Below are 16,487 nucleotides of genomic sequence, written 5' to 3'. Positions count from 1 at the left end.
ATATTTTTATCAGGGAATCAAAAATAAAACGATAATTATGACGAGTATAGCCGAGCATTAGTAGCCCATACCCATACCATCCATACCTTGTGGCATAGCTGGGGCTGCTGGTTCTGGCTTATTAGCAACGACTGCCTCTGTTGTCAAAATCAAGCTAGCTACTGAAGCTGCATTTTGAAGGGCTGAACGTGTCACTTTAACTGGATCAATGATCCCTGCTTCAATCATATTGACCCACTCACCTGTCGCTGCGTTGAAACCTGTGCCAAACTCTGAGTTTTTCAACTTATCAATGATAACAGAGCCTTCATAACCAGCATTGTAAGCAATCTGACGAACTGGCTCTTCTAGAGCGCGAAGAACGATATTTCGTCCTGTTTCATCATCGCCTTTTAGTTCAAGCTGAGCTACGCTATTGATCACATTTACAAGAGCTGTACCACCACCGGCAACAATTCCTTCTTCAACCGCAGCACGTGTTGCATTGAGAGCGTCTTCTATACGAAGTTTCATTTCTTTCAGCTCAGTTTCTGTTGCAGCACCGACCTTAATCACTGCCACGCCACCAGACAACTTCGCTAGGCGTTCTTGTAATTTCTCGCGATCAAACTCAGAAGTGGTTCCCTCAATTTGTGACTTAATCACTGCTACACGATTGCTGATAGCTTCTGGATTTCCGGCACCTTCTACAATAGTTGTGCCATCTTTATCAACGACAACCTTAGCTGCCTGACCGAGAGCCTCAATTGTCGCATCTTTCAAGTCCAAACCAAGGTCCTCAGTAATGACTGTTCCACCCGTCAAGATAGCAATGTCTTCCAACATAGCCTTGCGACGATCGCCAAATCCAGGTGCTTTGACAGCTACAACGTTAAAAGTACCACGAATTTTATTGAGAACAAGGGTCGGCAAGGCCTCGCCATCTACATCGTCAGCAATGATCAAAAGTGGACGATTGGTCTGCAAAATGCTCTCCAACAATGGCAATATATCTTGGATATGAGAAATTTTCTTATCTGTAATCAAAATAAATGGATTTTCAAGTTCTGCCACCATTTTTTCATTGTCTGTCACCATGTATTGTGAAAGATAACCACGGTCAAACTGCATACCTTCTACGACATCCAGCTCTGTTTCCATGCCACGAGATTCTTCAATAGTAATTACACCGTCTTTACCCACGCGCTCCATAGCTTCAGAGATGTACTCACCGACTTTTTCAGAACGAGATGATACAGCAGCTACTTGGGCAATAGCTTCTTTGCTTGAAACTGGAATTGCTTGCGCCTTCAAGGCCTCAACTGCTGTTGTGACCGCTGCTTCGATACCGCGACGGATACCGATTGGGTTAGCACCGGCAGTTACGTTTTTCAACCCTTCACGAACAATGGCTTGCGTTAAAAGTGTTGCGGTAGTTGTTCCATCCCCTGCAATATCATTGGTTTTTGAAGCCACTTCAGACACCAGTTTAGCACCCATATTTTCAAAATGGTCTTCCAACTCAATTTCCTTAGCAATGGTTACACCATCATTTGTGATGAGAGGAGAGCCATAGGCCTTTTCCAAAACAACATTACGACCCTTAGGTCCCAAGGTTACCTTAACAGTATCCGCCAAAATATCAACACCACGAACCATGCTCTCACGAGCGTCTGCTGCAAATTTAATTTCTTTTGCCATTTTATGCTACCAATTCCGTCAGAAAGCAAGAAGTGATGGGAATTGCAAAGCAAATCACCTCATTCTCGTAGCTTTCCAGACGGATTAAATCCTTTCTACTATGTTTTCTTATCCGATAATTGCTAAAATATCTGATTCACGGACAATATGGACAGTTTGATCACCGTCTTTAACCTCAAGCCCAGCATGAGCATCAACCAAAACCTTGTCACCAACTGCTACTTCTGGTGCTACTAAATCACCATTAAAGGTGTGAATCCCTTTTCCAACTGCAAGCACACTTGCTTCCCTCGTTTTTTCTTGGCTAGCTCCAGCTAGGACAAAACCGCCAACTGTTTGTTCTTTTTCTTCAAATTTTACGACGATACGATCGCCCAATGGTTTCAACATAGTTGATCCTCCTTCTAACTTTAGCACTCTTTAACGATGAGTGCTAATTACAATTCTTATTGTATCACTCGGTCAAAAATAGTCAAGACAATTCTACCAAGTTTTTGCAAAATCCATCTCAGGTCTGAGAAAACAGAGCAGCATATTATTATTGGCTAATGTATGCTATACTGTTCATAACAGTAAAGCAATAAGGAGATTCAAAGATGAAATTCCTTCGAGATTTGAAGAACGATTACTATAAAAGTCGCTTCTCCCTTCATGAAGGTTTTGCAGAATGGTTTTTAAAGCGCAAACTAGGTTTCTGGGGGAAGATAGCATTTGCCTATTTTCTTTGGTCCATCTGGTTACTTCTCTTTACACATCCACACTATGCTGTCTTTTTCTTCTACGGAGTCCTTATCGTATCTCTTGTTGTCATCGTGTTAGAATGGTTGAACAATCGGAAACAAAGATAGCAAAAAACGCCAGCCAAACTGACGTTTCAACAATTGAACTACCGTGCATTATCCGTCTTTTCCATTGATTGACTAACTCTGCCTTAGAATGGTAATTCTTCCTCTTCTAAAACTAGATCTGCAAGATCATCACCTACATTATTTTCACGCATGGCACGTTGAGCTCGGCTCTCTAACAGTTGGAAGGTCTGACCCAAGATTTCGGTCACATAGTGGTTGCTTCCGTCTTTTTCGTATTTTCGAGTTCGCAATTCTCCATCAATAGAAATCAGACTTCCTTTGCTTCCGTAGGAAACAAGCGTTTCTGCCAATTTTCCCCAGAAAATCACATTGAGGAAATCCGCCTCACGTTCACCATTCTCCGTCTTGAAACGTCTGTTGACTGCAATCGTTACACGGGTCAGTTTTTTCCCGGTGGATGTCTGGGTCAATTCAGGTTGAGCCGTCAAGCGACCAATCACAATAGTTTTATTATACATTTTTTATCCTCCTACTTATCTATTCGTAGGAAAGATGGTGAAATGATGAAAAAGGAGAAAATTTATGAAAAACATCCTTATCTCAAAGCTACAATCCACCCAATCGTATACCAATCAGGAACTAATCTGGCTGTTAGAAAACATCGGCCATCCAGACCCTACTATACGCGACGAACTGGTCTATGCTAGTTTTTGCCATATCTTTTTGGAGGGCTTGATTACAAGAGAACAAGCACAGTCGATACTGCAATTCTCTCAAGAAACCAAGCCATTTTCCCTGGAAGGCTCCACACAAAAACGAAGTTTTATTTGCTTACTTTACTCTCTGTTGCTGTCTGTCGATAATGAGCCAGAGTCTATTTATCATGCATTTTTAAGCACTAACGACCGCGAGCTACTCTTCCAGCAGGCCTTGGATTATTTGGCGATTGAGAATGATTGGTCTGGCTATGATGAAAAACTCGGTTGGATCCACACTGCTGCCCACGGAGCAGATTTTCTTCTGGCTGCAAGCTGTCATGATCAATTTCCCGCTGAAAAAAACAAAGAAGTCTGGCAAACTATTGTCACTTGTCTAACTAAACAAAGTAAAGTTTTCTCAGCTGGCGAGGAAATCCGTCTGGCACAAATCCCTGCCTACCTCCTGCTGAATGAAAAAGTGTCCAGCCAAGAGCTGACGGAATGGATTAGCAAGCTGGACTTTCCAAATCAAGAACCAGTAGACTACTTCCGGTGGCTCAATCTCCAACATTTTCTGTCTAGTCTTTACTTCCAACTTAGGTCACATCAAGCATTGACCGAAGAAATCGAACAGGCTATTGAAGGAAAAATTGAACCAACATAAAAGAATTGGCCAAAATCGACCAATTCTTCTTTTTCTATCCCTTCCAGTGTTTAACTGGATCAAAGGCCTCTCCGACCACTGCGGAGTCGTCTAATTCGATAATACCTCGAACTTGTGGTGCGTTTGGTAGAGCCAATTCACGTGGACTGCACATCATACCAAAACTATCTTCACCGCGCAATTTTCCTGGGAAGATTAGGCTACCGCTCGGCATCATTGCCCCCGGAAGAGCCACAATAGTTTTCAATCCTTGTGCAGCATTTGGCGCACCAGCTACGATTTGCACCGTTTTGTCACCGACATTGACCTGACAGATATTGAGGTGGTCGCTGTCTGGATGAGGAACCAATTCCGCAATCTGACCGACAACAAATTTCGGACTGTTGTCATTGACCAAGCTTTCTGCAAAACCTTCTTTTGCCAACTCTGTATTCAGGGTCTCCACCTGCTCATCAGTTAAGAAAACCTGACCATTTCCAGTAAGCTCAACCAAACTTGATGCTTCAAAGATATTCCAAGCTACTGTCTGACCTGTCTCTGCCAAGAATACACGCGCCACTTTTCCCTTACGCTCAAAAGCAACTGCTTGTCCCTTGTTTTCCATCACGATAACCATGAGAACATCGCCGACATATTCTCTATTGTATGTAAAAATCATTTTTTCTCCTTAATCTCTTCTCAACAAATACCAACTATAAGGTCAAGTTTTCGTTACCTAAATCATACCGAAAGACTACATATCCAATCCAGTTAAAAAGTTGATAATTTCTTCTTTGGTCTTGCGATTTTTATCTACAAAACGACCAATTTCTTGACCGTTTTTCAGAACGACTAAGCTCGGAATCCCTAAAATCGCCCATTGCTGTGCTAAAGACATAAAATCATCCCGATCTAATTGAACAAAAGTCAAATCAGGAAATTCTGCCTCAATGGCTGGCAAATGTGGTTTAATATAGTGACAATCCCCACACCAAGTTGTTACAAATAGGAAAACCGTTGGCTTGCCATCTTCAATCAGTTGAGCGACTTCTTCAATAGTCGTTGGAAAAATCATCTCTTCTCCTCCTCATAACGAATCGAACCTCGGACATTTTCAAACAAAAATATCTGACCCGCTTCCATCACAACCCCGCCAATCAGGACATCCTGCGTTGAAGCTGTTTCATCCACGTAAACTGTTGCTATCTCTCCTAAATCAGCGAAAAATTCACGCACCTCTTGCAAGGCCTGTGCTTTTTTACGTTCCTCTTGGATTTTACGGTAAAATTGAGCACTAGCGGTGAGCACACCTACCCCCAATAAGCCTGCTAGTAAGGCTGTTTTTTTCTTTTTCATACGGACTATTTTATCACAATTTCTAAGAATTTTCCTGAAAATATCATTGGAGTCTGTAATAGCTGAGATAACAGAAAATAAAGCGTTTCTTCATTATTTTGAGGATGTTTATAATATATAAAACTGTATCCTCATCAAAAGAATCTACCTATCACAAAATAAAATTTCCTAGTTCTTTGGGACAAGCTTAGCCACTTCATGATAAAATAGTAGTAACAATGTCATGGAGGCAAAACAAATGACCCTATTTGAAAAAATCAAGGAAGTAACCGAATTGCAAAGTCTACCTGGCTTTGAAAGTGAGGTCCGCAACCACATTCGTCAGAAAATTACGCCGCATGTAGACCATATCGAAACCGATGGTCTAGGTGGAATCTTCGGCATTCGAAAAGCAAGCGTTGAACATGCACCACGTATTTTAGTAGCCGCTCATATGGATGAAGTAGGCTTTATGATTAGCCAGATCAAACCTGATGGTACATTCCGTGTGGTAGAGTTAGGTGGCTGGAATCCGCTGGTCGTATCTAGTCAAGCCTTTACTCTCCATTTGCAGGATGGACGTACGATTCCTGCAATTTCAGGCTCAGTACCTCCCCATCTTTCCCGTGGTGGCAATACACCTAGTTTGCCTGCTATCGCAGACATCATTTTCGATGCTGGATTTGCCAATTATGATGAAGCATGGACTTTTGGTATACGTCCCGGAGATGTATTGGTCCCTAAAAATGAGACAATCCTCACCGCCAACGGAAAAAATGTCATCTCTAAGGCTTGGGACAACCGCTTTGGTGTCCTTATGGTGACCGAATTATTAGAACATCTATCCGGACAAGTTCTTCCTAACCAACTGATTGCAGGAGCCAATGTACAAGAAGAAGTTGGATTGCGTGGTGCTCATGCTTCTACAACCAAATTCAATCCTGATATTTTCCTAGCTGTTGACTGTTCCCCTGCTGGAGATATTTACGGTGACCAAGGCAAAGTCGGTGACGGAACTCTCCTTCGATTCTACGATCCTGGTCATATCCTTCTAAAAAATATGAAAGACTTCCTCCTGACGACTGCCGAAGAAGCAGGTGTTAAATTCCAATACTATTGTGGCAAAGGTGGTACAGACGCTGGAGCTGCTCATTTAAAAAACCAAGGAGTCCCATCAACCACTATCGGTGTCTGCGCGCGTTACATCCACTCACACCAAACACTCTACAGCATGGATGATTTTTTAGAAGCACAAGCTTTCTTGCAGGCTTTAGTTAAAAAATTAGACCGTTCAACTGTTGACCTGATTAAAAATTATTAACCCTCAAAGCCTGAGCTAAAAGAAACAACTAATAAAAACACAGAAATAGTGACTTGGTACGATTCAAGAATGCGGTATTTCTGTGTTCTTTTTGTTTCGTTTCTGAAACAAGACTTAACTATTTTAGTTAATTTTATAAGCCGAATAATATCAGTCGAGCTGCTCCGATAGATTCGCTCAATTTCTCCAAAACAGCTTGGTTCGTGTATCGCTTGGAATAGGAAAAATCGAAGCTAAGGAGGATAAGCTCATTATTTGATACTACGTTCAGAAAATGAAGTTTTTTAGGTATCTAAGCAATAAAGTAGCAATGTCATAAAATATGTTCCAAAATATACTTCCGAACATGGGTTATAAAGTAAAGCGAACCTGTGATGATATAAAGCTTGTCTGGATTTTTCAAATCTAGCTGTGCAAGCCACTCCTGATAGGTTTCAACACGTGCACAGTCCGCTGGGTAATCAGCTAATCTTACTGCCCTATTATCGTCAAAACTAGTAACAGTGACAGAACCAACCTGCTCCAATATCTGTATCATTTGATCTATGGGTTTAGTGTTGATCGCCGCAAATAGAATCTCACAATCGCGGTCTGCATACCTATCTACTATCAACTGTCGGAGAACGGCTATACTCTCATTATTATGGGCACCATCAATCATCAGATTAGGCAGAATCATCTCTAAACGTCCCGGCCAAATGGCTTGGGATAAACCTTGGCGGATGGTATCATTCGTAATAACTGGAAATTCAGTTTTCAATAGTTGGGCTGCTGTCACTGCCAGAGCTGCATTGGCCTTTTGATGCTGTCCCTGCATCTGCAAGGTTAAGCCGTCTACCCTACCAAGTAAAGTAGATACTGCAAAATCGGCATCGCTACTTTCCAAAAGAATATCTCGCTCTAAAGCGTACGTCCGACTTTGTAATCTGCAAGCCTGCTCTTCAAAAATGTGAGCTACTTCTGGCTGGTCTGTCGCATAGACAAGTGGAACTCCCTCACGCAGAACAGCCACCTTATGTCTGGCAATGTCTGCATGGGTATCCCCAAGGAAAGCCTGATGGTCCAATCCAATTGAGGGACAAACCACTACTAGAGGCGAAAGAACATTGGTTGCATCAAGCAAGCCACCCATACCAGCTTCAACCAAGAGAATATCTGGTCGCCGATAATCAGCAAAATAGACAAACATAGCAACCACCACAATCTCAAACTCAGAAACAGTACCCAATCTGTCAGCCTTGTCCAACTCTTCAATAGATGGGAGCAAATCCGTCACAATGCTGGCAAAATCTTCTTCTGAAATCATCTTATTTTGAAAGACGATTTGTTCCCTAAAATCAATAATAGACGGCGAGGTAAAGCGCCCAACGCTGTAGCCTGACGATTGAAGAATGAACTGTAAGGCGTTTAAGGTGGACCCCTTACCATTCGTCCCTACAAAATGAACCGTTGGCAACTGTAATTGAGGATGCCCCCATCGCTCCAAAAGCCATTGCACACGTGCTACTCCATTCTCTAAATCTGAAGCAGGACGACTTGCCAGCCATTGCATGGTTTCTTGATAATTCATAAATTCCTTTCTTACTATCTTTAATGAGAATCAACTGATAAATAAGCCATTCTGTTCTACAAAAAGAAGCAACAAGGGATGATTGTTGCTTTTGTTTATTATTTTTTCAGCCCCATCAACTTCCGAAAGTCTGGAATCCGTTGTAAGGCAGGTAATATCAACATGGTCACTAAAATTCTAAAAGGAATTTCGAAAACTGCCTTGACCAAGCGAATACTATATAGAGCAATCCATGGTGTTCCATAGTGAATGTGTAAGGCAAGAGGTGTTAATACAAATGAGATAACCAGTTGGATGAGAAAGACAACTCCTGCCACATAGAGCCAATCTTGCTTGTTCTGCACATCTAAAGGTTTTTGATAATAGAACCAACCATAGATGAAGGCTGAAACAGCTTCTATAAAAATCCATGTAAAAATAAACGGCTGCCCACCCATCAAGGCCACCACAGGATCTGAAATCCCGGCTGCAATCGCAGCCCAAACTGGACCCGCAACAGCTCCCAAAATCGTCTTTGGAATAAAAGTGAACTGGATCTGCAGTATTTCGGATAAACGAATAGAAAAATAATTTTCAATGACCATGACCATAGTCAATGAAATGGCAATGGCAGCAATGAGCTGCACAGTCAACTGTGGAATTTTCTTTCCCATAAAATCAAACGCTCCTTTTTAAAACGGAGCTGTCGTTTTCGACAGCGGATGCAATGGTTTACCGCGCTTATCGCTTCGTTGTGTGGCAACATCCCATCCACACACACTTAACGCAAACCACCTACTCTGTGCAAATTCCTTTGCCCGTCTATTCTACCACATTGCCTAGATTTTTACCAGTTTCTATGGTTTGTTGAACGATGCTACAGTATAGCTCTCACCTCGCCCGACTCTAGGTTATATCGACATCCGTCCTAGTGATGAATAAGAAAAACTGACAAGCCTCTGCCTGCCAGTTCATCTGTTATTTCAAACGTTCAACTTCTCGCGCGATAACCAACTCTTCATCTGTTGGGATAACCAAAACACGAACTTTTGATTCTGGTGTTGAAATATCGCCATAGCTACCAAATACATTTTTAGCTGGATCCAACTCGATGCCAAACCAAGATAAACCTTCAACTACATCGTTACGCATGAGCGGCGCATTCTCACCCATCCCTGCGGTAAAGACAATCGCATCTGCACCATTGAGAACTGCTAGGTATTGGCCAATAAATTTCTTGATACGGTCAATAAAGATGTTATAGGCTAAAACTGCATCTGGATTTTTATCTTGCAAACCAGACTCAATATCTCGCATATCACTTGAGTAACCAGATACACCAAGTAGACCAGATTGTTTATTGAGCATGTTGACTACATCTGCTGCATCTTTTAATTCCTCGACATTCGCAATCAAATAAGGAATGATTGCAGGGTCAATATCACCTGAACGGGTTCCCATCATTGGACCAGCAAGCGGTGTGAACCCCATTGACGTATCCACTGACTGTCCATGGTAATTAGCGGTAATAGATACTCCATTTCCGATATGAGCGGTAATCAGCTTCAATTCATCAATTGGACGCCCTAGTACTTTTGCGGCTTCATGAGCCACATAAAAGTGGCTAGTCCCGTGAGCACCATATTTACGAACTTTGTGGTCAGTATAGTACTTTTGCGGAATTGGATAGAGATAGGCATGTCTTGGCATGGTAGTATGAAAGGCTGTATCAAAGACAGCAACATTCACAACTTCTGGCAATACTTCTTCAAACGCACGCATCGCTGCTACGTGAGCTGGATTATGAAGAGGTGCCAAGGCACTCAATTCCTCAATTTGCTGAATCTCTTTTTGACCAATGACTGTTGATTCTTTGAAAATTTCTCCGCCAGCAACCACACGGTGACCTATACCAGTGATTTCTTCATAAGCAGCAATAATATTGTGCTTGAGCAAATCTTGCAGAAGAATCTTGACAGCTACTGTGTGATTAGGAATATCTAGAACTTCGCTCTCTTTTTTCCCGTCATACTTGACTGTCGAGATGGAATCCTTCAAGCCGATACGCTCAATGATTCCTGCTGCTAATACGGTTTCTTCTGGCATTTGATAGAGTTGCCATTTCAAACTAGAACTACCTGCGTTAATAGCGATTGTTTTTGACATAACTTACCTCTTTTAAAGCGTTTTCCCAACTAGTATATCAAATTTTCACTCAAATTGCATTTTCTTGCTTCCAATTTTTAAAATTGATCATAAACTGTTGAACTGTCTCTGGGTCTTGGAGACTTTGCAAAGGGTAAACAAAGGGAGTCAATGCTCTAGCTGTTTGTTTTTGTAGAATAAAAATAGACTTAGCCATGGCAGCTTTTCCAAATAAGGTTGGCGGAAGAGCAATCATAGCTACAATATTGGCCTGCTCCTGTAGCCAGATTTTCAATAGGTCGCTTTGTGGACTAGTCAAAAGGTCATTGGGAGCCAAGAGAATGGCAAATCCATCTTTCTCAAGATACTTGAGAGATTGTTCCATGAGCAAATGGTGAGCGTAGGTATGCTCCGTCTGACTGGCTACCTGATAGCGACTAGCAATCTGGTCATCTGGATAGTAGCCAATCGGCAAATCACTTAAAATGACTTGGCTTTCCTTCAAAATCTGCGGACGCACTGCATCACCTTGAGCAAAGCTAATTTCTGCCTCCATGACATCTGCGATACTGGCTGATAAGTCGATCAAAAGGTCATCCACTTCAATACCAAGATAATCTAGTTTTTTCTGGCTAGCATTGAGAATAGTCTGGGCTAAATTTCCTGTCCCTGATCCGATTTCTAGGATTGTCACTTGTGGGGTTGAAATAAGCTGATCCACTAAAAATGACAAGATAAAGCCTATTGAATCTGGTGTAAATTGATGATTATACTGAAGAGGTTCCGTCTGATTGGCCTTGATTAAGAGAAATTGATAGGAACGACGCCATTCTTCCTTGGTCAAGTCTAAACCTTTCACAGTCTGGTTGTTCCTTGCAACCAAATCAATCTCATGCTGGCCAGCTACGTAGGCTGCATTCTGCTCAATCATGGCATCATAAATATTCGTACCCAACTGATTTTGGATGGTCTGTACATTTTCTAATAGCAGGTCATAGACCTGTTCAATCTTTTCAAAATTCATACCCTTATCTTATCAAAAATCCCTCATTTTGACTAGGGATTGGAAACTGATAGCTGAAGCTTTTGCCATCACTTAACCGAACAACAAGCTTTACAGACTGATTTTCTCGTCTGTAAGCAACCTCACCTGTCGAATAAAAATTTCGTCCTTCGCTGAGTGGATTGAGGTGTTCAGCTTGCAATTTCTGAGTAGATACTCCCTCTTCTTTTTCTTGTACTCGTGTCTCTTGATCTGCCAACATATCCTCCAAGGTCCATCGAGCCATGATATAAGCTGTAGCTTGCTGCCTAGATACTTGTACTAGCTGACTTTCTGCTATCTGGCGATTGAGATAAAACTGAAGAATGAAGCTAAAGATTGCCAGCATCAACAGGGCATAGAGTAAAATACCTGCCTTAACCTGTTTTTTCAAAAGCATAGATAAAGGTTCGCTCCTCTCCATTTGTAAAGGTAAAATCCATTCTAACTAGTCTTCCCTCTTGAACAATTTCCGTCGCTTGAAGACCGTATAACATAGGCTGATACCCTTGCCCCTTCTCATTCGTCTTCCGAAAATCATCCGAACGTGATTTTCCAAAGGCAAGACCTTGACCTTCCTTATTGATGTAGATTCTGTTATTCTCAACTCTAACCAAAGCCGCCTGAGCCCATTCTGCACGCAGCTGATCCGAGAAAAGGAGCCAATCCTTTTGAAGCACCTTGCTTTGGTAACGAACTTCATGAGAAATCAATTTGCTTAATCCTTCAAATACTAAGAGACTCCCCGACAGGACGACCAAAGCCACTAAACATTCTAAAAGAGTAAAAGCTGGAGCCCTAGTTTTTAGCAATGTGCAAAACCTCCTTCCCTTCGTGAAAAACGACTAATTGATTTGAACTCCGTTGTACAGTCACCTCCACACTATTGAGTACCAAATGATGTTGCCTGGTCTGCACAGCCATCTGAGCCAGATTGAGAATTTCCTGTTGTTTTAATTCCCAAGCCTGACGCCTCCGGCCAGTAGTTATAGCTGATAGAAGCAAGCTACAAATAGCAACAAAGGCTGCCAGAGCTACCAAACTTTCCAGCAAAACATAGGCCTTATTCTTCTGATTTTTTATAACGACCACTCCCCATATATAATTGATAAGTCACTGTCTTTCCCTTCAGTCGAAAACGGATTTTAGCCAGAGAGGAGTTGCCCCCATTTTTATAAAACACAAGGCTCTTCTCCTCTAAAACAGTAACCTGCCTAGGCACTCGGACTGTCTGGTAGCCATTAGTGAGGCTTTCTTCATTTATCTTGAGAGTCAGCTCTTGCTGAAAATTTGCGGCAAACTGTTGACTGTCCTTATAAAGAGCCTCAAATTCCCAAAGAAAAACTTGTTCTTGCACGACTTGAAAGGTTCTTTGAACGGTTCCAGACAAGATGAGGGTTAGAAAACTGACTACAAATAAAGCCAGAAGACTTTCTAAAAGGGTAAAGGCAGGCAAACTATGCTTATTTCTTCGCATTCTGATATTGCTCTAGCTGTTTTTCCGTGATGTATCCTTTATTTTTTAACTCTTCTGCTGAAGGTTGATGACCATGTTCCAATTGATAGAGTTCTTGCTGACTTTCTACAATTTTAACAACCGCTTCATTTCCTTTCTTCTGGACAGTTTCGCTGTGCTTACTCAAATTCGGCACAAAAAGCAACAAGAGAACACTAATAATTAAAAGAACAACTAACATCTCTACCAGTGTAAAGGCTTTATTCTTCATTTCGATGATTTTTTTCATTTTAACTCCATATTCTGATAAATAGGCAGCAACATGGCTGCGTAGATAAGAACGACCATCAAGGCTACAAAGAGAAAGACTAGCGGTTGAATCAACTGCATGGCCCTATTGACTCGGGAGAAAAATTCTTCCCAACACTCCGCTGCATACAATGCCAACTCGCTTCCCAGTTTGGATTTGACTTGTCCATACTCAATAATCAAACTCAACTCTCGCTTGAAAAATGGATAGGACTGAATATGATAATGGAAGCTCTGACCATTTGAAAGAGCTGATTCTAAATCTTCTCCAATCTCTCTGAATAATTGCGACCGCTGTGTCTGCATCAACTCCACAATCTGTGGCATTTCTAAGCCCTGACCGATTAGACTTCCCCACTCCCTAGCATAATACGCTGTTAGATAGGTTTGGATAACTTTTCCCAAAAATGGCAAAGCAACCAAGCGTGAAAAGACCTTGATTTTGCTCGCTTTGCGATAGCAAGTAAGACCTGCTAAAACTCCTACCGATAATAAGAAAACTACGGATAAAAAAATAGCTGGTAAGTGGTTAATCAACACCGTTGCTATGTTTTCTTCTTCCAATTGCGGCAAGAGATAGTTTTTCAAGCCTACTACAATCAGGAGAAGAAAAGCCAGTAAAATGACTGGATAAGTGGCAACCTTGATCAATTTTTTACGGATTTTACTGACATTTTCCAGATAGGACTGTATGTGGAACAGACTCAAACTAGTATTACCATGAACTTCTGCAAGAGAAACCTGAGTGACAACAGCATCCGAAAAACGAAGATCCGCTAGAAGGCTAGAAAATGGTTTACCAGCCAACAGTCCATCTGATAAAACCTGTGTGTAACGGTCCGCCAGGAGCTGACTACGCCTGAGAAAATCCACAATTTCTCCCAAATGAAAACCACTTGCAAAGAGATTGTTAAATAATTCAATCACCTTACGCTGGTGATCCAAAGACAATTTTTTCTGTCTCTGCCTGTCTATGACTGATATATCCTGCTGCAAAAAGGCTATCAATCTGTTTATTCCACTGGTCAGCAGAATGGTTTTGGAAGTTTTCTTTAGCAAAATCTACAACACCCCCTCCCCCAATCAAACGTTGATAGGCAATTCCTTGAAGGGCATTATTTAACTCCTCTGTACTGACACCCAGCTCTAGCATCCGAGCATAGACCCCTGAAATACTGCGAGCATGGACAGTAGAAAAAACTGTTGCACCTGTCAGACTAGCACGAATGACTGCCCTTGCTGTTTCTGCATCTCGTATTTCCCCAATAATCAGTAAATCCGGCCGATGACGAAGAGACAGCTTAATCAGATTGTCATACGTTGCCCCAATCGCTTCATTGAGCTGAAGTTGGAGCATATCTTCCTGTTTGATTTCTACCGGATCTTCAATCGTTAAAATCTGTTTATCTGGGAATTTCAGCCTAGCAAGATGGTACATAAGCGTGGTTTTGCCAGAGCCGACCGGACCCGAAAAAAGGTAGAGTCCTCGCCCCTTGATTTCCCTAGCAATCCGCTCTGCTGCCTCAAACCAAAACTTGAGTTCCTTATCGTTATCGTACAGCAATCGAATCACCAAACTCTCCTTACCTCGATAATCACCAACAGTGGACAAGCGGAGGGAGATCTGCCCTGAACCATAATTATAATCACAAGAACCTTGCTGACTGCGACGCTTTTCACCGACATTCAAACCAGCCAAAAACTTGAAATGACTGATGATGGCTGTCACTTCTTCTTCATTCAATTCCTGCAAAAATACTCGTTCATCCATAATCCGATGATAGAGCTGATAGGACTCCCCTCGCGGAACCAAATAAAGGTCGCTAACCCTAGCAAGCACTGCTTGCTCCACCATCTGTCTTGCTTTTTCTTGAATCATAATACCTCCTTACCTTTTTATTCGCAAAATAGCTTGTTTTTTGGAAAAATTTTGTTATACTCAATAAAAATAAAAAAAACAATAGTAATACTTGGAAATGAGACAGTTGACAAGATCAACTTTTGATTTTTATAGAATACAAACAAATTTGGAGGTAACTATGGAAAAATTAAGACAAGGCAATCATATTCGCATCGTTAGCCCATCATCTTCTATTGAGAGAATCGGTGGCTTTGAGGCCAATTTGGCAGCAAAAGAAAAATTGGAAGAACTAGGATTCAAACTTTCTTTTTCTGAGCATTATTTTGAAAATGATATTTTCTATTCTTCTTCCATAGCGAGTCGGGTGGCAGATTTAGAGGTTGCCTTTTCGGATGAGACAGTTGACGCTATCATGACAACCATCGGCGGCTTCAATTGTAACGAACTCTTGCCTTATCTGGATTATGACCTGATTGCACGCAATCCGAAAATTTTCTGCGGCTATTCAGATACGACTGCTCTCCTCAATGCCATCTACGCCAAGACTGGCATGCAAACCTACATGGGACCGGCCTATTCTAGCTTTAAGATGAAAGAAGGCCAACCGTACCAAACCGATTCTTGGCTCAAAGCAGTTACGCAAAATCAGTACGAATTGATTCCGAGCTCTCAATGGTCTAATGATGCTTGGTACTTACCTGATACTCCTCGCACCTTTTTCCCAACTGACTGGAAAGTCTACAATCCAGGTCAGGCCTCTGGCATTGCTATAGGTGGAAATATCTCAACGCTTAATCTTCTAACCGGAACTGAGTTTGCACCCAAACCTGATAGGTACATACTTTTTCTGGAAGAAGCCGAAGACGATCGCTACGATGTTATCAGTCGGCACTTGGCTGCTCTTCTTCAGGCCTACCCTAATCCTCAAGCTGTCTTATTGGGACGTTTTCCAAAGGAAACAAAAATGACTGAAGAAATTCTCTTGGCCATCTTGGATAAGCACCCCATCCTCAACACCATCCCAGTACTTTATGATTTGGACTTCGCCCATACTCAACCTCTCTTTACCATTACTATTGGCGGACAGGTGCAAGTAGACACGGAAAGTTTGTCAGTTAGATTTTACTAGCAAAAAGGATTGATCCAATTGAGGTCAATCCTTTTTCCTATTCATAATTAATACACTTACTTTGATTTAGCTTACATGGTCTCATTCTCGATTGCTTTAATTTATTTGCAACCCCAGTGGGTAAGTGTTCCTTAGATTCCACCAACATGAGTGAATGATAGCGTTGCAGATACTCATCACATTCCTCACACCAATGCCGGTCGGATTCATCCCAGAAAGCCACCATGGTCTCATTTTTACTTTTCCTCATGGGAAAGCTCTCTGATAACAACAACAACTCTCTCTGAAAAGCATTGATGGCATCCTCATAACGGTCAAAAACTGTCCTACTGACAACATCTTCTTCCCAACCATCTAGGAACCACCATGGTTCAAAATCCCCATACATTTTAATCACTTGATACATACTACATACTTCCTTTTTCCTATACAATTATATCTCAATTGTACAATTTTAGAAAACATTCTGCTTACCAAATACCCTATATAAAAAAGCTAAAAGCACATCTC

At 41.7% G+C, this 16,487-nt stretch carries 22 protein-coding genes and 1 riboswitch; of the genes, 4 read left to right on the top strand and 18 right to left on the bottom strand.

All coding sequences use genetic code 11. The features are described 5' to 3' along the window. Nucleotides 1–57: 57 nt before the first annotated feature. On the bottom strand, nucleotides 58–1,680 hold the full coding sequence (groL, locus tag BZG42_RS00885; RefSeq protein WP_024532237.1) for a chaperonin GroEL: 1,623 nt from the start codon (nucleotides 1,678–1,680) through the stop codon (nucleotides 58–60). Between the two features lie 108 nt (nucleotides 1,681–1,788). Next, the gene (gene groES / locus BZG42_RS00880; protein WP_024532238.1) at nucleotides 1,789–2,070 is read right to left on the bottom strand and encodes a co-chaperone GroES; all 282 of its coding nucleotides are present in this window, start codon (nucleotides 2,068–2,070) and stop codon (nucleotides 1,789–1,791) included. Nucleotides 2,071–2,276: 206 nt separating this feature from the next. Between groES and BZG42_RS00875 the strand changes: the two genes are divergently transcribed. Beyond that, nucleotides 2,277–2,528: a hypothetical protein gene (locus BZG42_RS00875; protein ID WP_155969685.1), complete on the top strand. Its 252-nt coding sequence runs from the start codon at nucleotides 2,277–2,279 to the stop codon at nucleotides 2,526–2,528. Nucleotides 2,529–2,611: 83 nt separating this feature from the next. Here BZG42_RS00875 and BZG42_RS00870 read toward each other — a convergent pair whose 3' ends face one another. After that, nucleotides 2,612–3,007 carry a single-stranded DNA-binding protein gene (locus tag BZG42_RS00870; RefSeq protein ID WP_120171216.1) on the bottom strand — a complete coding sequence of 132 codons (396 nt, stop codon included), beginning with the start codon at nucleotides 3,005–3,007 and terminating at the stop codon, nucleotides 2,612–2,614. A 64-nt stretch (nucleotides 3,008–3,071) separates the two neighbouring features. On the opposite strand from BZG42_RS00870, the gene BZG42_RS00865 reads away from it, so the two are divergent. Next, nucleotides 3,072–3,851, top strand: a complete 780-nt coding sequence (locus BZG42_RS00865; protein ID WP_155995568.1) for a DUF2785 domain-containing protein — start codon at nucleotides 3,072–3,074, stop codon at nucleotides 3,849–3,851. Nucleotides 3,852–3,885: 34 nt separating this feature from the next. Here BZG42_RS00865 and ytpR read toward each other — a convergent pair whose 3' ends face one another. The 3 genes from ytpR to BZG42_RS00850 form a co-directional block, all read right to left on the bottom strand. Further along, nucleotides 3,886–4,509 (bottom strand): YtpR family tRNA-binding protein, encoded by a 624-nt coding sequence (gene ytpR / locus BZG42_RS00860; RefSeq protein WP_155995570.1) that lies wholly within the window; start codon nucleotides 4,507–4,509, stop codon nucleotides 3,886–3,888. Between the two features lie 75 nt (nucleotides 4,510–4,584). Then, entirely contained in the window at nucleotides 4,585–4,905 is a 321-nt protein-coding gene (locus BZG42_RS00855; RefSeq protein WP_024532243.1) for a thioredoxin family protein, read from the bottom strand. Further along, on the bottom strand, nucleotides 4,902–5,186 hold the full coding sequence (locus tag BZG42_RS00850) for a DUF4651 domain-containing protein (RefSeq protein WP_120171213.1): 285 nt from the start codon (nucleotides 5,184–5,186) through the stop codon (nucleotides 4,902–4,904). The genes BZG42_RS00855 and BZG42_RS00850 overlap by 4 nt, the downstream gene beginning before the upstream one ends. A 238-nt stretch (nucleotides 5,187–5,424) precedes the next feature. Between BZG42_RS00850 and pepA the strand changes: the two genes are divergently transcribed. Further along, a complete protein-coding gene (pepA, locus tag BZG42_RS00845; protein ID WP_155995572.1) occupies nucleotides 5,425–6,486 on the top strand; it encodes a glutamyl aminopeptidase in 1,062 nt (353 codons plus the stop codon). A 313-nt stretch (nucleotides 6,487–6,799) separates the two neighbouring features. On the opposite strand, the gene BZG42_RS00840 is transcribed toward pepA, so the two are convergent. The 11 genes from BZG42_RS00840 to comGA form a co-directional block, all read right to left on the bottom strand. Then, nucleotides 6,800–8,056: a bifunctional folylpolyglutamate synthase/dihydrofolate synthase gene (locus BZG42_RS00840; RefSeq protein ID WP_155972328.1), complete on the bottom strand. Its 1,257-nt coding sequence runs from the start codon at nucleotides 8,054–8,056 to the stop codon at nucleotides 6,800–6,802. A gap of 98 nt (nucleotides 8,057–8,154) precedes the next feature. Beyond that, nucleotides 8,155–8,709: a folate family ECF transporter S component gene (locus tag BZG42_RS00835; protein WP_024532247.1), complete on the bottom strand. Its 555-nt coding sequence runs from the start codon at nucleotides 8,707–8,709 to the stop codon at nucleotides 8,155–8,157. 40 nt (nucleotides 8,710–8,749) lie between these two features. Next, nucleotides 8,750–8,840, bottom strand: a riboswitch (THF riboswitch). A 173-nt stretch (nucleotides 8,841–9,013) separates the two neighbouring features. Beyond that, nucleotides 9,014–10,201, bottom strand: coding sequence for an acetate kinase (locus tag BZG42_RS00830; protein ID WP_024532248.1), 1,188 nt, complete (start codon nucleotides 10,199–10,201; stop codon nucleotides 9,014–9,016). Between the two features lie 49 nt (nucleotides 10,202–10,250). Then, a complete protein-coding gene (locus BZG42_RS00825; RefSeq protein WP_155995574.1) occupies nucleotides 10,251–11,204 on the bottom strand; it encodes a class I SAM-dependent methyltransferase in 954 nt (317 codons plus the stop codon). Between the two features lie 4 nt (nucleotides 11,205–11,208). Continuing rightward, entirely contained in the window at nucleotides 11,209–11,622 is a 414-nt protein-coding gene (comGG, locus tag BZG42_RS00820; RefSeq protein WP_120171207.1) for a competence type IV pilus minor pilin ComGG, read from the bottom strand. Beyond that, nucleotides 11,600–12,034 (bottom strand): competence type IV pilus minor pilin ComGF, encoded by a 435-nt coding sequence (gene comGF, locus BZG42_RS00815; protein WP_024532251.1) that lies wholly within the window; start codon nucleotides 12,032–12,034, stop codon nucleotides 11,600–11,602. The genes comGG and comGF overlap by 23 nt, the downstream gene beginning before the upstream one ends. Further along, on the bottom strand, nucleotides 12,021–12,314 hold the full coding sequence (comGE, locus tag BZG42_RS00810) for a competence type IV pilus minor pilin ComGE (RefSeq protein WP_155995576.1): 294 nt from the start codon (nucleotides 12,312–12,314) through the stop codon (nucleotides 12,021–12,023). The genes comGF and comGE overlap by 14 nt, the downstream gene beginning before the upstream one ends. Then, the gene (gene comGD, locus BZG42_RS00805; protein ID WP_155995578.1) at nucleotides 12,286–12,699 is read right to left on the bottom strand and encodes a competence type IV pilus minor pilin ComGD; all 414 of its coding nucleotides are present in this window, start codon (nucleotides 12,697–12,699) and stop codon (nucleotides 12,286–12,288) included. The genes comGE and comGD overlap by 29 nt, the downstream gene beginning before the upstream one ends. Further along, on the bottom strand, nucleotides 12,686–12,967 hold the full coding sequence (gene comGC / locus BZG42_RS00800) for a competence type IV pilus major pilin ComGC (protein ID WP_024532254.1): 282 nt from the start codon (nucleotides 12,965–12,967) through the stop codon (nucleotides 12,686–12,688). The genes comGD and comGC overlap by 14 nt, the downstream gene beginning before the upstream one ends. Then, nucleotides 12,964–13,995, bottom strand: a complete 1,032-nt coding sequence (gene comGB, locus BZG42_RS00795; protein ID WP_155995580.1) for a competence type IV pilus assembly protein ComGB — start codon at nucleotides 13,993–13,995, stop codon at nucleotides 12,964–12,966. Before comGB ends, comGC begins: the two co-directional genes overlap by 4 nt. Next, nucleotides 13,916–14,866, bottom strand: a complete 951-nt coding sequence (comGA, locus tag BZG42_RS00790) for a competence type IV pilus ATPase ComGA (protein ID WP_155962599.1) — start codon at nucleotides 14,864–14,866, stop codon at nucleotides 13,916–13,918. The genes comGB and comGA overlap by 80 nt, the downstream gene beginning before the upstream one ends. Nucleotides 14,867–15,026: 160 nt before the next feature. On the opposite strand from comGA, the gene BZG42_RS00785 reads away from it, so the two are divergent. Further along, nucleotides 15,027–15,977 carry a S66 family peptidase gene (locus BZG42_RS00785; RefSeq protein ID WP_024532257.1) on the top strand — a complete coding sequence of 317 codons (951 nt, stop codon included), beginning with the start codon at nucleotides 15,027–15,029 and terminating at the stop codon, nucleotides 15,975–15,977. Nucleotides 15,978–16,014: 37 nt separating this feature from the next. Here the strand turns inward: BZG42_RS00785 and BZG42_RS00780 are convergent, their stop codons facing one another. Further along, nucleotides 16,015–16,383 carry a DUF1033 family protein gene (locus BZG42_RS00780; RefSeq protein ID WP_155972340.1) on the bottom strand — a complete coding sequence of 123 codons (369 nt, stop codon included), beginning with the start codon at nucleotides 16,381–16,383 and terminating at the stop codon, nucleotides 16,015–16,017. Between the last annotated feature and the right edge of the window lie 104 nt (nucleotides 16,384–16,487).

This window comes from Streptococcus sp. DAT741 (assembly GCF_009866825.1).
Taxonomy (GTDB): Bacteria; Bacillota; Bacilli; order Lactobacillales; family Streptococcaceae; genus Streptococcus; species Streptococcus ruminantium.
This window is presented reverse-complemented; position numbering and strand designations above follow the sequence as displayed.

Excerpts from the sequence above, each read along its gene's own strand:
- groL (WP_024532237.1), bottom strand. The coding sequence starts at position 1,680 with ATGGCAAAAGAAATTAAATTTGCAGCAGACGCTCGTGAGAGCATGGTT.
- BZG42_RS00850 (WP_120171213.1), bottom strand. The coding sequence starts at position 5,186 with ATGAAAAAGAAAAAAACAGCCTTACTAGCAGGCTTATTGGGGGTAGGT.
- BZG42_RS00870 (WP_120171216.1), bottom strand. The coding sequence starts at position 3,007 with ATGTATAATAAAACTATTGTGATTGGTCGCTTGACGGCTCAACCTGAA.
- BZG42_RS00865 (WP_155995568.1), top strand. The coding sequence starts at position 3,072 with ATGAAAAACATCCTTATCTCAAAGCTACAATCCACCCAATCGTATACC.
- comGC (WP_024532254.1), bottom strand. The coding sequence starts at position 12,967 with ATGAAAAAAATCATCGAAATGAAGAATAAAGCCTTTACACTGGTAGAG.
- pepA (WP_155995572.1), top strand. The coding sequence starts at position 5,425 with ATGACCCTATTTGAAAAAATCAAGGAAGTAACCGAATTGCAAAGTCTA.
- comGD (WP_155995578.1), bottom strand. The coding sequence starts at position 12,699 with ATGCGAAGAAATAAGCATAGTTTGCCTGCCTTTACCCTTTTAGAAAGT.
- BZG42_RS00780 (WP_155972340.1), bottom strand. The coding sequence starts at position 16,383 with ATGTATCAAGTGATTAAAATGTATGGGGATTTTGAACCATGGTGGTTC.
- BZG42_RS00855 (WP_024532243.1), bottom strand. The coding sequence starts at position 4,905 with ATGATTTTTCCAACGACTATTGAAGAAGTCGCTCAACTGATTGAAGAT.
- BZG42_RS00830 (WP_024532248.1), bottom strand. The coding sequence starts at position 10,201 with ATGTCAAAAACAATCGCTATTAACGCAGGTAGTTCTAGTTTGAAATGG.
- ytpR (WP_155995570.1), bottom strand. The coding sequence starts at position 4,509 with ATGATTTTTACATACAATAGAGAATATGTCGGCGATGTTCTCATGGTT.
- BZG42_RS00840 (WP_155972328.1), bottom strand. The coding sequence starts at position 8,056 with ATGAATTATCAAGAAACCATGCAATGGCTGGCAAGTCGTCCTGCTTCA.
- BZG42_RS00785 (WP_024532257.1), top strand. The coding sequence starts at position 15,027 with ATGGAAAAATTAAGACAAGGCAATCATATTCGCATCGTTAGCCCATCA.
- BZG42_RS00875 (WP_155969685.1), top strand. The coding sequence starts at position 2,277 with ATGAAATTCCTTCGAGATTTGAAGAACGATTACTATAAAAGTCGCTTC.
- groES (WP_024532238.1), bottom strand. The coding sequence starts at position 2,070 with ATGTTGAAACCATTGGGCGATCGTATCGTCGTAAAATTTGAAGAAAAA.
- comGG (WP_120171207.1), bottom strand. The coding sequence starts at position 11,622 with ATGCTTTTGAAAAAACAGGTTAAGGCAGGTATTTTACTCTATGCCCTG.
- BZG42_RS00825 (WP_155995574.1), bottom strand. The coding sequence starts at position 11,204 with ATGAATTTTGAAAAGATTGAACAGGTCTATGACCTGCTATTAGAAAAT.
- comGA (WP_155962599.1), bottom strand. The coding sequence starts at position 14,866 with ATGATTCAAGAAAAAGCAAGACAGATGGTGGAGCAAGCAGTGCTTGCT.
- BZG42_RS00835 (WP_024532247.1), bottom strand. The coding sequence starts at position 8,709 with ATGGGAAAGAAAATTCCACAGTTGACTGTGCAGCTCATTGCTGCCATT.